Source organism: Bartonella sp. TT119HLJHH (assembly GCF_042193385.1).
Taxonomy (GTDB): domain Bacteria; phylum Pseudomonadota; class Alphaproteobacteria; order Rhizobiales; family Rhizobiaceae; genus Bartonella.
Genome location: NZ_JBHILS010000005.1, coordinates 89,514 through 103,379, shown reverse-complemented (window position 1 = coordinate 103,379; position 13,866 = coordinate 89,514). Strand labels below are relative to the sequence as shown.

Here is a 13,866-nt window from a genome sequence, read left to right as displayed (position 1 = left end):
TGTTGATCCTTTCTTTTGACTTGTTCATTAAGGAGCATGGGTGTACTTCTCGTTTTATGCTTTTTTATATTTGTGTCGTGTTTTTAAAAGAATTGAGGCTCTTGTTTGAGTGGGATTCTTGCTTGAGTTGGTGCTCTTGTTTGAGTGGAGCTCTTTCTTGAGTGGGGTTTTTGCTTGAGTGGTGAGGGGAAAGTGAAGAGAGGCTGCTCTTGGGCTTTACTTGCTGTTCTCTTAAAGAGAGAAAATCTTGTAACTTGTTTCTTTTTATCAAGCATAAAAATGTGTTTTACCAAGCGATATTGAGAGCGAAAAATCTATACTTAAAGCAAAAGATATTCTGGTGTTTGGGGAAGAAGAGCCCATTTTTTGCAGGTGGAGAGGCAAGACGCATAAAGAAGACGCGCCAAAAGCTTTAAGTTTTTGATCAAGACGTTTTGCTCTATGGAAAGGGCAACAATGCTTTTAAAGAGCTTGGGGTGGAGGGGGGAAATTGAAAGAAAAGAGGGACATCTATTTATTTACGAGACCGCTAAGGACAGTTTCTCTCTCTGGATGAAAAAGGTTTTGTGCAATTTGGTTATGGAATTGTGAGAGACGCTGGTATTCATGCGGCGGCTTGCCAAATAATTAATCCTTATCATTTTGAGGCTTTATCATTTTGGGGGGGCAGATTGACAACGAGGCATTGAGGCAAAGGGGTGGATTTTAAGGCAAAGGGATTGAAAATTTTTGAGGAAAAGATAAGCGTAGGGCGTTTACGTCGTGTGCTTGAGGAAGCTTGAGATGAGGCAATGAACAAGGTTGATTTGGGAATGAGGTTGATCTGGGACAGAGGTTTATCTTGGCCGCGTGTTTGGGCTTTCAATAGAGCGCCCTTCCTTGGGAAAAGGAAATTGTGCTATCTCTCAATTGACTTCTTATTTTCTGTGTTATCTTGCGGCTCTGGTTTTGATGGGTGATGTTGAAACCTTACACTCTTATCACAAAAGCTTTATGGAAGATGAAAGTTTGGGCTTTGAAAAAAAATATCGAAAAAATCAATTTGGGCCGGTTTTGTTGATGATTCAAATCGTCATAAAGACAAAGCAACCTCGTTACGATTTTCTTGCACCAGTTCACTTCTTCTTTGGAAAGCAGCTTATCTCTTGGAAATAAAAAGAGCACTTAGAATTTTAGAGTCAGAGACCCAAATTTGTGCAATAGAAGAAGATATTTTTATGAAAATTTGATCGACGAGAAAAGAGAAGCCTTAAGACAATAGGGGATACACTGTGAGTGATGAAAACATGATGTTTGAAGGTGATGAAAAAAATGCACCCTTGATATTGTCTTTATAAAAGATGAAGGATACAAGCGCTTGATATTGATGAACGCTCATCCATTGTGAGGACGAAAGCTTCGGTTCATGAAAATGGCTTAGAAATTGAAACAAATGAGGGATAAAAAATGAGGGGCAATGAAAAAAATGTATCATTGGATGAAGAGTTACGGTCTTTTTCGCTGGAAGAAGCGTTTTTGACAAGCAAAAATTATAAAGTCATCTTTTGCATTGCTTTCATTGTGGCAGCTTTAAGAACGGCTCTTCTCTTCTTACTCATGTGGCTTGAGTGGAAGTTGGCGGGGTGGGAAGGGAATGTCATAACAGTTCTCTTTTGCATCGTGCAGGTTATATTAGATTTAATTTTTGTACTCATTCCTGTTGCCTTTGTGGTCCGTATCATCTTTACGCGTTTGTTGAAAAAAAAGATCGATATGTTGGATCAAGAAATCTGGCAGCGAAGAAAAACCGCTTCTCAACAAAACAGCGCGTGAAGGGAGGGCAGAAAATGAATACTGGTCTTTATATATTCTCATGCGTTGTAGGAGCACTTCTCTTCGTGCGATGTTTGAAGGTGATGGAAAAAAATGCACCCTTGATATTGTCTTTATAAAAGATGAAGGATACAAGCGCTTGATATTGATGAACTCTCATTCATTGTGAGGACGAAAGCTTCGGTTCATGAAAATGGCTTGAAAATTGAAACAAATGAGGGATAAAAAATGAGGGGCAATGGAAAAAATGTATCATTGGATGAGGAATTACGGTCTTTTGCGCTTGAAGAAGCGTTTCTGACACGCAAAAATTATAAAGTCATTTTTTGTATTGCTTTCATTGTGGCAGCTTTAAGAATGGCTCTTCGCTTCGTATCCATGTTGCTTGGGTGGAAGTTGGCGGAGTGGGAAGGGGATGTCGTGGCAGCTCTCTCGTTAATTATGGAGCTTATATCATGGTTTATTTTTTTGTTTATCCCTGTTGCCTTTGTGGTTCGTATCATTTTCACGGTTCTGTTGAAAGAAAAGATCGATATGTTGGAGCAAGCACTCTGGAAGCGGAGAAAAACCGCTTCTCAACAAAACAGCGCATGAAGGGGCGGAGAAAATGATAGATATTAAAATGATGGATATTATTGTTGTACTCTCGTGGGGTATGGGCTTGACGCTTTTCACGCTGCTTTCTGCTGTGGTCATGATGTTTATTTGGGCATTGTATTACTCTACTTTCAAGCGGGTGAGACTGTATTGCCAAGTGACAAAAGAATTAAGCCGCGTGCTTGAACAACCTGTCGCTTTTGAGCCGTCTAGTGGAGCAATGCCGATGATTAAGCTGTTATCTGAGGAAAAAGAGTTTTCTCTTTCTGATGAAGAAATCTTAACGATGGAAAGTGCAACGGCGCTTTTAAAGAGTTTGGGGTGGAAGGTGGAAATTGAAGGAAAAGGAGATCATTTGGCCACCTATTATTTACCAGATCGTGAAGTGCAGTTTCTTTATAATGCTGAGAAGGGGTATCCGCGATTTGATTGTGCAATTGCGGTGGTTTCTGGTATCCATGCGGCGGCTTGCCAAACGATAGACCCTTATAATTCTGGAGGCTTGATTGCTCTTGAATTGAGTTTTGATGTGAAGGGGTTGGAAATTTTTGAAGAAAAGGTAAGCGTTGGATGTTTACGTCGTGTACTCGAGAAAGCTTTAGAAAAGGCAATGACTGAGGTTGATCTTGGCAAGATGCTTCACTCTCAATATAGAATCCTGCCTTGGGAAAACAAAACTGTGGTCCCTCGGTTGGCTTCTTATTCCCTGCGTTATCTTGCTGCTCTGGCTTTGATGGGCGATGTTGAAACCTTACACTCTTATCACAAAAGCTTTATAGAAGGTGAGAAGCTGGGCTTTGAGGCAAGCATTGAAGAAGAGCATCTGGAACGCGCAATGGTGATCGCTCAGGCGGTAGAAAAGACAAAGCAACCCAGTTACGATTTGCTTCAACAGGCGGCAAAGGATTTTTCCATGGAGGTAGAAAGCTATGAATATTTTAGAGCTACAGATCCCAATTTGTGCAATAGAAGAAGAGATTCTTATGAAAAATTGATCGAGGAAAAAAGACAAGAATTAAGGCAACAGGGATATTTTGTTTATGAAAAGGACGCGATTTGTGAGGTTGATGGAAAAAACTATCGTCCTCATATTCTTTACATAAAGGATGGGGAGTTAGAATATATGGATGTAGAAATTAGGATTGATGAAAAAATTTATTGAGAAAAATAAAGAGTTTAGATAATTTAAAAAGAGCTTAAACCTAAAAATAATGCGTAAAAAGCGCGAAGCGTAAAAGCAGAGGGGAACAATGCAGGAGAAAAAAGCAACATTTGAAGAGTCTTTCTTTTCATTTAGAAAATTTATGGTGTCTTCAGTGGAAATGCGTAAAGGGGTGGGACGGTGTAAAATAATAGGGCACCGCTTTTTTATCATGTTTTGTACATGCCTTATCATGATGGCTTTAGAAGTTCCTGCGGGTGCAAAGTCTCTGGTACAGCCGTTGCAATGGACAAGATGGGAAGGAATTGGTTCTCTTATTTTTCTCTTACCAGTGTTGATATGGTTTTGTCTTCTCACACCCCTTCCTATTTTGTGGGGCATTTGTCGTTTTAAAGAGCGTAAATTGGAAAAAATAAAGAAAAAACTAAAAGAAAAAATAAAGCAGCAAGAGATTAATCAATGAGGTTATACGCATGAGGAGTGAGATCGCGGTTTTTATTTTTTTTCTGCCGATTGGATGTTTTTTTCTAAATGCAGTTACAGTTTTTGCCATTTTTGTGAATATGATTATTGTGGCGCCTTATTATTCTTTAATCAAGCGTTTGAGGCTCTATTACAGAGTGAAAAAACAAAGACGTTTGATGAAAGAACACCCACAGCGTTTTTGTTTCTTTGAAAAAAGCGGAAAAGAAAAAGAGAGAGTGCCGCAAAACTTAGCACTAGAAACACAGATAAGTTCCTATTCGTTAAAAAAATGGCTCGCTTTTTCACGCAAAGATTATATCCTCCACGCATGCCTCTCTTTCATCATTATGTTTTTCAAAGCTTATGTCTATGTGATTTGCTCTAAAGGGATAGCTGCTAAGGTAGATGAGAGCAGATTTGAATATTTTGTCATTCTCTTGTTTTTCTGGTTTTTTTTATCGGTATGTATTTTTGCAACGATCCCTGTTGTTGTGATCCTTCGTGAAATTTTAACCCATCGATTGAAAAAGAAGATTCAGCAGTTGGAAGAAGTGACTGAAGCAACCCAATCAATCAATTTATAAAGGGAAGGGGATAAAATGCATTACGAAATAGCGGCATTTTGGACGGTGATTTTGATCATTCTGCTGGGGGGTGTTTTTGATTTTTTCTTAACAATACCCATTGTGGCACTGTATATTTCTTTTATCAAGCGTTTGATCTCGTATTACAAGGTTACCAAACAATTAAACGCAGCGCTGAAAAAGCGCATGTAGTGCTCGTGTCATGGGGGAGGCGTAAGTTTTAGATCATGCCATTGCTTCATGGCTTGGGGAGGAGGGCATCGATTGTTTTTCTCATTTTACGCTGATCTCTGGGGTAATGGAGGGCGTTGGGGGAAAAGGGTTGATGGCAATAATAGGCTGATGGTAGGTTTGTAATAGGCTTGTATAGGCTTTAATGGGGCGGTTTGTCGGCAGTTTGCTTGTTTTCTGTGAATTTGCAAAATCGTAAAAACGTGAAACTGTAAAAGGGGGTGTGGTTGGTCAGAGCTGTGACGGTTGTGGGGCGGTTGGGGAGAAAAGGTGCCAATGGAGGATGGTTGGATTGTGCAATGCGTCAAAATTGGAATGGGGGAATGGGGTAATGGAGGGCGTTGGGGGAAAAGGGCTGATGGCAATGAATAAGTTGGTGACAGGCTTGTAATAGGCTTTAATGGGGCGGTTTATCGGAAGTTTTGTTGTTTTCTGTGAATTTGCAAAATCGTAAAAACGTGGAACTGTAAAAAGGTGTGTGGTTGCTCAAGAGCCGTGACGGTTGTGGGGCGGTTGGGGAGAAAAGGTGTCAATGGAGGATGGTTGGATTGTGCAATGCGTCAAAATTGGAATGTGGGAATGGGGGAATGTGGGAATGGGGAGCGTTGGGGGAAAAGGGCTGATGGCAATGAATAGGCTGGTGATAGGTTTGTAATAGGCTTGTATAGGCTTTAATGGGGCGGTTTATCGGCAGTTTGCTTGTTTTCTGTGAATTTGCAAAATCGTAAAAACGTGAAACTGTAATAGGGTGTGTGGTTGGTCAAGGGCTGTGATGGTTGTGGGGCGGTTGGGGAGAAGAGGTGCCAATGGAGGATGGTTGGATTGTGCAATGCGTCAAAATTGGAATGTGGGAATGGGGGAATGTGGGAATGTGGGAATGGGGAGCGTTGGGGGAAAAGGGCTGATGGCAATGAATAGGCTGGTGATAGGTTTGTAATAGGCTTGTATAGGCTTTAATGGGGCGGTTTATCGGAAGTTTGCTTGTTTTCTGTGAATTTGCAAAATCGTAAAAGCGTGAAACTGTAAAAGGGGGTGTGGTTGGTCAAGAGCTGTGACGGTTGTGGGGCGGTTGGGGAGAAAAGGTGCCAATGGAGGATGGTTGGATTGTGCAATGCGTCAAAATTGGAATGTGGGAATGGGGGAATGTGGGAATGGGGAGCGTTGGGGGAAAAGGGCTGATGGCAATGAATAGGCTGGTGATAGGTTTGTAATAGGCTTGTATAGGCTTTAATGGGGCGGTTTATCGGCAGTTTGTTGTTTTCTGTGAATTTGCAAAATCGTAAAAACGTGGAACTGTAAAAAGGGGGGGTGCTCAAGAGCTGTGATGGTTGTCAGAGGGGGATAAGCCCGCATGAGAAGGGTAAAAACACGTGGAGGGAATAAACTCTGAGAAGGGGATAAGCCCGTGTGAGGAGGAAAAAACGTTTGGTTTTGGAGCTGTTGATATAAGGACCGCTGTTTAGAGGCGTAAGGGAGGGGGATTGTTCGTTCTCAAAGCCTATGATGTAAGAGAGTATGGGCTATTCAAGAGGGTGTTCGGGTATGGATAGAGATTGAAGGGGCTCGGCTTCTTTGCAAAGCAGAGGTCTTGATCATAAGTTTTGTTTATTCATATGGTTTTTTATGGCATCCAGTACCTGTTGGCTTATCTCCTTATGGGTCAGCCATCGTAAACCTTTGGGCGTTGTTTTTTGTCCTAATTGAATGGGGATAAAAGCAACCTTGTTTTTGCGCGCGCAATCGATGATTATTTGATCATGCGTGTTGGAACTAAAAATATGGAGAATACATGGCGGTTTAGGCAAAAGAGCCAACTGCTCAATTAATGCGCAAGAAAATGCATAGGCGGGCGAATGAATCCATAATATGCAATATTTTAGATCATGCCATTGCTTCACAGCTTCTAAAAATTGCGCCTTTGATGACGCACAATCATAATCCAACGACACGCACAACTGTTTGTTGTGCAATGCCTCAAGCTGGACTTTATGGGAAAGAAAGCGTGCAGCAATAATCACTTCTTGCGGCTTTAGTGATTGATACAAAGGGGCAAGCATCCCTGTGCCCCCTACCACTAAATAACGATAGTGCGCATCCTTTTTTTTCATGCCCCCTCCCTTATTACTTTAAATCCCACCTCGTTGCTTTAAAAATGTGTACATTTCATCAGCAAGTCTTTCACAACGGGTTTGTACCTCTTCACTTATAACTTTCCAAGTACGACCTTCATCGTCTGAGGAAAAATCTTCGTTGGAAGAGGCAATTTGACATTGGAGTGTATAACCATAAAGCGTGTGCACCACCGGCACTAAATGTTCACACGGTTGTGCGCATTTTTTGGCCGTACTCCCATGAGAGATAAGCCCAACAGGTTTATTTAAAAAGGCATTATAGCTCAAATTATCAAGAGCATTTTTTAAAACACCCGAATAAGACCCTTGATAAACGGGGCTTGCTAGAATAACGCCATCAGCCGCGGCAATGGTTTTTACAAACTCACGGACCGCAGCACTTGGATTAGCTTCAACCTGCTGATGATAATCTGGATCTGTCATCGGCAAGGGCTGTTTACGCAAATCAACCCAATGAAGTGATGCACCCCGCTTTATGAGGCAATCCGCTAAATAATTGGCTAAAGTTCTTGTTAAGGAAGGTTGACGCACAGACCCCAAAATAATTGCTATATTCAACAGGATTCTCCTTTATCTTTTCCCCACAAGCCTATAACGCAAGGCTTATAAAGAAGTGTGAGTAAAATGGCGCGTATCAATGCTGTTTATAAAGAGCAATTGTAATGATATCGCATCATCATAGAATCAGTCCATGCTAACAAGATTGTTGACAAAACAACACCTCAAACTTGCAAGGGAATGTTAGTGCTTTCATTAATATTAAAATGCTTGATCTCAAAAGTAGCGGCTGTTTCTCTGTCTTAGAAGCGCTTTGATGAATATATTCTGAGCTATTGGCTTGCAAGATCCCCAATGAAAAAAGGAATATATCGTCATATTTTGAATGATCATTGATCCTTTTTAATTGGAATAAGAAAGTTGTAAGATTTTCTCATTTCAAATGCTCTTATTGCGCGATCATTTGCAAATCAATGGAAGTTCCTTTTTTCATGTCTTAAGTGGGGGGCTGAAAACAATGGAGAAAAGAATAAAAATGCTTCGATCTTTTCAAGAGATAAGGGCTATCGTAGAGGCTAGATAGGGCTGTTGTAGGGGGCGGGCGGTATGGCTGTTTGTAGGGGGCAAGCGGGTATGGCTGTTTGTAGGGGCGGGCGGTATGGCTGTTTGTAGGGGCAGAGCGGTATGGCTGTTTGTAGGGGGGCGGGTATGGCTGTTGTAGGGGGCAGCGGTATGGCTGTTTGTAGGGGCAGAGTGGTATGGCTGTTTGTAGGGGGCAGCGGTATGGCTGTTTGTAGGGGGCAGCGGTATGGTTGTTGTAGGGTGCAGCGGTATGGCTGTTTGTAGGGGCAGAGTGGTATGGCTGTTTGTAGGGGGCAGCGGTATGGCTGTTTGTAGGGGCAAGCGGGTATGGTTGTTGTAGGGGGGCAGCGGTATGGCTGTTTTTTGGGCAGGGGTGGGGTTGTCGTAGGAGCCTTAGGCTAATGGGGTTGTCCGTGTTGAGGAACGAGTTATGGCGTAGCTTGTTGCAAGGGAGGGTAAGGCTATTGTAGAGGCCGCAGGGGGCGTATATGAATGGCGCCGGATTACATTTTTTATTGAAACAATAGGGGTGATAGAGTTTATAGTAAGGGGATATATTCATGGGGGCGCTATTGTTATCCTCTTCATGGGGGCTATTCATGAAATGGGGGTGATGCGCGTTGGTTTGGAAGTGTTGAGAGATTTCTTTAAAACAAGCACGTGAATTGGCAAAACTATTGGCAACATAAATATGCAATACGAGTATTTTCTGGGGTGTTCTATTTGACGACAATGGATGCAATTGTGCTTTGAGAGATTATGCGTATCCTTATAAAGTTAGGGACAAACAGTTGTATAAAAGGGAAGAGCAAATGAAGGGGGAAAATTCCACATTTTATAACAAACGGTGCTCTCTTTTTTTTGGAAAATCATTTCGTTCTTATAAAGATCATATGATTATTTGTCTTATTTCTATCCTTGTTGGGATAGGTTATAAAGCTCTTTTGATCCCATTAGAAGCCAAGTGGTCGTTGAGTGTATCGCAGGATAGCACTCTTTTAGCGCTTTTTGTGCTACGTGAAGTCATCATGGTTGTTGTTGTTGCCTCGATGCCTGTTTTATTGGTGCTTTATCTCATCTTAACGTATTTGTTGAAAAAAAGGATTCAGAATTTAGAAGAGGCTATCCAGCAACGGGGTCACACAATCGATCAACAAAATAATTCAGTAAAAAAGGATAGAGAAAAAATAAGCTGTTTTTTTATCGTATACTTTTGGTTGATATTTCTGCTAAACGTCTTTTTTCCTGCGGGTGTTGTCATGCTCATTTTAGAATTTTATTATTTTGTTTTCAAGCAGGTGAGAACGTATTGTAGAGTGAAACGGGAATTAAAACGCATAAGATAAAGAGAGTGACAAGGCGCTTTTGTCGCTATCGTAAGGGGGAGAGGCAATGTTTGGAAGCTCGTGACACAAGAAGAGGGGAGGATGAATGGTTGGAAAATTATCAGGCAAAGAGGAGAGCCTATTTTCGTTTGTAATGAGGAGGATGCTCTTAATCATTTGGAAGAGCAACCACGCTTTTAGAAAATTGGGGTCTTTTGTTGAAAATAAGGGAAACACTATGCATCGCACTTTTCGTGGTTCTTAAAAGAGCGGGCATGAAATAAAGAAATGCGTTTTTCATAAAAAAAGGAAGAGCAATGAAGGGGAAAAAGTCAGAATTTTATTCAGCATTTTATAATGAACTACGCTATTTTTTTGGGAAAGATTATTTTTCTGTGCGAGAGCATGTTGTCATTTGGTTCCTCTCGCTCATTATTGAGTTGTGCAACAGGATTTTATTTTTCCCATCCTTGGGTAGCCAAGAGAACTTGACAGGGTGGTGGGATACACCTCTTTTTCTCTCTCTGTATGCGTTTTGGAAAGTTATTACAGTGTGTGTTTGGGTCTTGTTTCCAGTTCTGTACATACTCTTCATAACATTGTGGCTTTTGTTGAGAAAAAATACTCAAAAATTGAAAGAAATAAACCAGCAACGGGGTAAAATAACCGATCAAAAGGATTGGTATAAAAAAGGCGATAGAGAAAAATGGAGTGATATTCTTGTTACAATATTCGGTCTCGTGCTTATGTGCGTGACATTGGTGGTTGCTTGTATTCCTATGATGATTTTACAACTTTATTATGGTGTCTTTAAGCAGGTGAGAACGTATCGCTGTTTAAGAAAAGAACTGAAAAACGTCTTGCAAGAACAGGATACAGCGCTTGAGAAATCATGAGAGGGAAAAAATAATGAAGAAATTATGAGAGATTCAGCCTTTATAGGGATTGCATACCATTTTGCCTCTGATATGTTTTGGTGCTCTTTCATGAGGTGTCCGTAAACATTGCTCTAAGGAGCAGTGTTGAGGATGACATTGAGTGGAAGAAAAGCCGATTATGGACCATTATTGATTAAAGGGAATAAGAGCCCTTGGGGTTTAGAGCCTAGAGTGAGTGCTTGGGACTTACTTTATCGTTTGAGGTGTGAGGAAGGAACGATTTTGGGAGCAGGTGGTCGCGGTATATGGGTTGTTTTCGTATTTTTAGGAGCCTTGTTCATTCAAGCTTTGAAATGAATTCTATTGAAGTGGGGCTGCAGGGTCATTTTCTTGAAAATAGGAGAATTTTTAGGAAGAAAAAGCTGAATTGTGACTATTGTTTACAGATTGGCGTGGTTTGAAAATCTTTATTTTTTGCAATGTGAGGAAGGTAAGAGGGTGGCAAGGTAGCAGGAATACTATAATTTTTATTATGACGTAAGCCATAACGGTCTGTGTACTTTTCTTTATTCCGGTGGTATTTGGGTTTTGCATCATCGTAATGCGTAAATTGGAAAAAAATCCAGAAACGAGAAGAGGCAATCTCTGTGTGAGAGCAAATAAGCTCTCTCTCGCGGGTCTTTTCAAAGAGAGAGGGGAATACATGAAGGAGCAAAATTGGGCATCAGAGCAAGAAACGCATAAAGGAGCGCATTCTTTTTCGCTCCAGCACGTGTTGCTCTCAGCAAAGGATTATAAAATTATCTTTGCTATTGCTGTTCTCATTATCATGTGGAACATGATTCTAGGAATACCAGATGTATTAAATTGGCAGCTGACAGGGTGGCAATATGTTGTGCATGCCGTTCTCCTTAAAACAACGGACATCATAATGGTCTGTGTTATTATTTTTATTCCGGTTATGTTACGGCTTCGCACCAAAGTGACGGGTGAGTTGCGAAAAAATATTCAGAAACTAGAAGAAGCAATCTCGGTGCGAGAGCACATAAGCTCTCTGTCGCACGGGCTTTGTAAAGACTGAGAGGGGAAAAATGAACAGTGATCCTATAGCCGTATTTCTATTAGATCCCCTGTTCTGGGTATTTATTGTTATTTGCATGATCATTATCATGCTTGTTTTAGCTCTTTATACCTCTGTCTTTAAACGGATGAAAATGAATTTCCAAGTGAAAGGCGAGCTGGAAAGAGTGCTTAAAGAAAATGATCTTGCAACGCAGCAGTTTTGGAAAGATGAAGCCGTGGTGCAGAAGAGGCGTTTGCAACTAAAGGAAAAAGAGTTCTCTGCCGATTATGATGATGATGAAATTCTCACGATAGAAAGTGCAACAGGGCTTTTAAAAAGCTTGGGATGGTCGGTGGAAATCGAGGGAAAGGGAGATTATTTGGCAACCCTCTTTTTACCAGATCGCGAAGTGCAGTTTCTTTATAACGAGAAACGAGTGGAAGAGTTTTCGCCTTTTGATCGCGGACTTTTAATTATGAGCGGTATTTTTGCGGCGGCTTGTCAGACGATTAATCCGCATAATTCTGGGGTTTTGCCAACAGTATTTATGAATTTTGTACCCAATGGATTGGAAATTTTTGAAGAAAAAGTGAGCGCCAAGCTTTTAAAGAAAGCACTCGATACAACTTTAAAATGGACAATGGAAGATGATTCTTTGCATGAAATGTTTCGCTCTCAATATGGTATTCCCCCTTGGGAAAAAGACTCTTTATCTTGGGCACCGGATGCTGACGTAGAGTTTGCACCTTATGCTTTGCTGCATCTTGCTGCTCTTGCCTTGCTGGGCGATGTTGAGACTTTAGCTTCTTATGACGAAAGTTTTACGGCAGGGGAGAAGCTTGGCTTTGATGAAACCATTGAAAAAGTCCATTTGGAACGCGCGATGGTGATCGCTCAAGAAGTGAAAAGGGAAGGAAAGTTCAGTTACGATCTACTGGAACGGGTTGCTGAGAAGTGGTCTATAGCCATGGACTATCAGCTTTTTAGAGTGAGATCCCCTAATACGTGTAATCAAAAACGAGATTTTCATAAAAAAATAGTCGAGGAGAAAAAACAAGAATTAAGGGAACAAGGGTTTGAAGGGGTGAGTGATGAACAGTTCGTGTTTGAAGCAGAGGGGGTAAAACATGCTCCTGATATTACTTATATTAAAGATGGTAAAATCGCATTTATGGATATAAAAATTGATTAGTTTATTCTCCTGTTGAAGAAAAGCACTTTTATTTAAAAGATGTGAAAGCGTCTCAATCATGGCGCTTTCACATCTTTCTTACCAGAGCAAAATAAAGGGTTCGAAAAATCAAGAATAATAGCCAAGATTTAAAAAATAGACTGGAAATGGCTTGATCCTCAAGAATAGGGGAGAAAAATCAATTATAAATTCTACTCTCTTCTTTAAGATGGTCTCTTTTTTGTTAGAAAATGCTCATAAATTATTGCTTATTCAAGCGCTATGAGGAAAGGTCCGTTGACTAAAGCGCTATGGGGGGAGCTTTAAGGGTTAGAGCCTTTGTCATTTGAGGGGAGAGGAAGGCAAAAAATGGCATTTTTGAAGGCGGTAATATTGGGATAATAAAAATAAAAACACAATAAAAATTAAATTAAAACAAAGGAAAAATTAAACTAAAAAAGGCCCTTTATAAAATGGGGCCTTTTTATTTAAATTTTATAATATATACAAAATGTATATAACTTTACTTTAAGAACTTTTTGTATCTTATATTCTAGTAGAAACAAGTTGTATGAAATATATAATAAGTGATCCTAAAAAAACAGCTATTGCATTCAATAAACTTTTTCCTTTTTCGTATATATCGTTTATTGATGCTTGTTCTGATGCGCTTCTATTACTGACTCTCAGTATATTCAATGTATCCGATGTGTCCCTTACTTGTTTAACAAACTGTAAATTTGTTTTCTCAATAGTATAAGGGGCAACAATGGGAGAGGGTTTTTTATTGACTATACGATCAGATTTTTGAATCGCGAGAGCTAAACCACTTGTAATAGCTCCCGCTATGAAAAAATATCTGATATTCATAGTTTTTCTCCTATATTTATTTCGACAAATAAATATCGATGCGTATCATATATAAAGTCGATTTAAATAACTATAGTAAAAATACAACAATCACAAAAAAGAATAAAGTTTGTCTACAAATTGACAAAATTTACCCTTAATTGCCTTAATGAATTCTTTCAGATTCGATTTTATGAAGGCACCAAAAAGTATGAAAGATCTGTAGGCAAGTGGAATCCCATAAGGTGGGTGATACAATAGTTGCTAGCAAACTTCTTTTTGTGCCTTTGACCAAGGATTCATAAAAATGAGGGTTCATAAAAATGAGATGCGATAAAAGTTGAGTAAAACCCTTGAGGGGAAGGATGCACTCTTTTGATGGTCAGAGTGCATCCTCTTATAGATTGGATACTGCCTTTATGAGGGTTTAAGGCGGTTTCCGTTGAGGGGAAGGATGCACTCTTTTGAGGGCTAGAGTGCATCCTCTCATGGATTGGATACTGCCTTTATGAGGGTT

At 40.2% G+C, this 13,866-nt stretch carries 18 protein-coding genes; 14 read left to right on the top strand and 4 right to left on the bottom strand.

The genetic code is table 11. From position 1 onward, the window contains the following. Positions 1-849: 849 nt before the first annotated feature. The 9 genes from ACFIJL_RS04315 to ACFIJL_RS04275 all read left to right on the top strand — a co-directional run bounded on the left by ACFIJL_RS04315 (position 850) and on the right by ACFIJL_RS04275 (position 6,043). Positions 850-1,155, top strand: coding sequence for a hypothetical protein (locus ACFIJL_RS04315; RefSeq protein ID WP_375622851.1), 306 nt, complete (start codon positions 850-852; stop codon positions 1,153-1,155). Between the two features lie 291 nt (positions 1,156-1,446). After that, positions 1,447-1,812 carry a hypothetical protein gene (locus ACFIJL_RS04310; protein ID WP_375622849.1) on the top strand — a complete coding sequence of 122 codons (366 nt, stop codon included), beginning with the start codon at positions 1,447-1,449 and terminating at the stop codon, positions 1,810-1,812. 228 nt (positions 1,813-2,040) lie between these two features. After that, positions 2,041-2,406 carry a hypothetical protein gene (locus tag ACFIJL_RS04305; RefSeq protein ID WP_375622847.1) on the top strand — a complete coding sequence of 122 codons (366 nt, stop codon included), beginning with the start codon at positions 2,041-2,043 and terminating at the stop codon, positions 2,404-2,406. Positions 2,407-2,419: 13 nt separating this feature from the next. After that, positions 2,420-3,571, top strand: a complete 1,152-nt coding sequence (locus ACFIJL_RS04300) for a DUF6990 domain-containing protein (protein ID WP_375622845.1) — start codon at positions 2,420-2,422, stop codon at positions 3,569-3,571. A gap of 88 nt (positions 3,572-3,659) precedes the next feature. Further along, complete coding sequence (locus ACFIJL_RS04295) at positions 3,660-4,034, top strand: hypothetical protein (RefSeq protein WP_375611623.1); 375 nt, start codon at positions 3,660-3,662, stop codon at positions 4,032-4,034. A gap of 10 nt (positions 4,035-4,044) precedes the next feature. Continuing rightward, entirely contained in the window at positions 4,045-4,620 is a 576-nt protein-coding gene (locus tag ACFIJL_RS04290) for a hypothetical protein (RefSeq protein WP_375622843.1), read from the top strand. Positions 4,621-5,325: 705 nt separating this feature from the next. Continuing rightward, positions 5,326-5,487 carry a hypothetical protein gene (locus tag ACFIJL_RS04285; protein ID WP_375622841.1) on the top strand — a complete coding sequence of 54 codons (162 nt, stop codon included), beginning with the start codon at positions 5,326-5,328 and terminating at the stop codon, positions 5,485-5,487. Positions 5,488-5,599: 112 nt separating this feature from the next. Beyond that, positions 5,600-5,788 carry a hypothetical protein gene (locus ACFIJL_RS04280; protein WP_375622839.1) on the top strand — a complete coding sequence of 63 codons (189 nt, stop codon included), beginning with the start codon at positions 5,600-5,602 and terminating at the stop codon, positions 5,786-5,788. A gap of 114 nt (positions 5,789-5,902) precedes the next feature. Beyond that, positions 5,903-6,043, top strand: a complete 141-nt coding sequence (locus ACFIJL_RS04275) for a hypothetical protein (protein WP_375622837.1) — start codon at positions 5,903-5,905, stop codon at positions 6,041-6,043. A 400-nt stretch (positions 6,044-6,443) separates the two neighbouring features. Here the strand turns inward: ACFIJL_RS04275 and ACFIJL_RS04270 are convergent, their stop codons facing one another. From ACFIJL_RS04270 to ACFIJL_RS04260, 3 genes are all read right to left on the bottom strand, one after another. Beyond that, on the bottom strand, positions 6,444-6,959 hold the full coding sequence (locus ACFIJL_RS04270) for a short-chain dehydrogenase (protein ID WP_375622835.1): 516 nt from the start codon (positions 6,957-6,959) through the stop codon (positions 6,444-6,446). An 18-nt stretch (positions 6,960-6,977) separates the two neighbouring features. Beyond that, on the bottom strand, positions 6,978-7,541 hold the full coding sequence (locus tag ACFIJL_RS04265) for an NADPH-dependent FMN reductase (protein WP_375613628.1): 564 nt from the start codon (positions 7,539-7,541) through the stop codon (positions 6,978-6,980). A 489-nt stretch (positions 7,542-8,030) separates the two neighbouring features. Beyond that, on the bottom strand, positions 8,031-8,384 hold the full coding sequence (locus ACFIJL_RS04260; RefSeq protein ID WP_375622832.1) for a hypothetical protein: 354 nt from the start codon (positions 8,382-8,384) through the stop codon (positions 8,031-8,033). 491 nt (positions 8,385-8,875) lie between these two features. On the opposite strand from ACFIJL_RS04260, the gene ACFIJL_RS04255 reads away from it, so the two are divergent. The 5 genes from ACFIJL_RS04255 (at position 8,876) to ACFIJL_RS04235 (ending at position 12,521) form a co-directional block, all read left to right on the top strand. Next, positions 8,876-9,409, top strand: a complete 534-nt coding sequence (locus ACFIJL_RS04255; RefSeq protein ID WP_375622830.1) for a hypothetical protein — start codon at positions 8,876-8,878, stop codon at positions 9,407-9,409. Positions 9,410-9,705: 296 nt separating this feature from the next. After that, on the top strand, positions 9,706-10,284 hold the full coding sequence (locus tag ACFIJL_RS04250; protein WP_375622828.1) for a hypothetical protein: 579 nt from the start codon (positions 9,706-9,708) through the stop codon (positions 10,282-10,284). A gap of 132 nt (positions 10,285-10,416) precedes the next feature. After that, entirely contained in the window at positions 10,417-10,623 is a 207-nt protein-coding gene (locus tag ACFIJL_RS04245; RefSeq protein WP_375622826.1) for a hypothetical protein, read from the top strand. A 346-nt stretch (positions 10,624-10,969) separates the two neighbouring features. Next, complete coding sequence (locus tag ACFIJL_RS04240) at positions 10,970-11,347, top strand: hypothetical protein (RefSeq protein ID WP_375622824.1); 378 nt, start codon at positions 10,970-10,972, stop codon at positions 11,345-11,347. A gap of 10 nt (positions 11,348-11,357) precedes the next feature. Continuing rightward, a complete protein-coding gene (locus tag ACFIJL_RS04235; protein WP_375622822.1) occupies positions 11,358-12,521 on the top strand; it encodes a DUF6990 domain-containing protein in 1,164 nt (387 codons plus the stop codon). Positions 12,522-13,046: 525 nt separating this feature from the next. Here the strand turns inward: ACFIJL_RS04235 and ACFIJL_RS04230 are convergent. Beyond that, positions 13,047-13,370, bottom strand: coding sequence for a hypothetical protein (locus ACFIJL_RS04230; RefSeq protein WP_375622820.1), 324 nt, complete (start codon positions 13,368-13,370; stop codon positions 13,047-13,049). Positions 13,371-13,866: the final 496 nt, after the last annotated feature.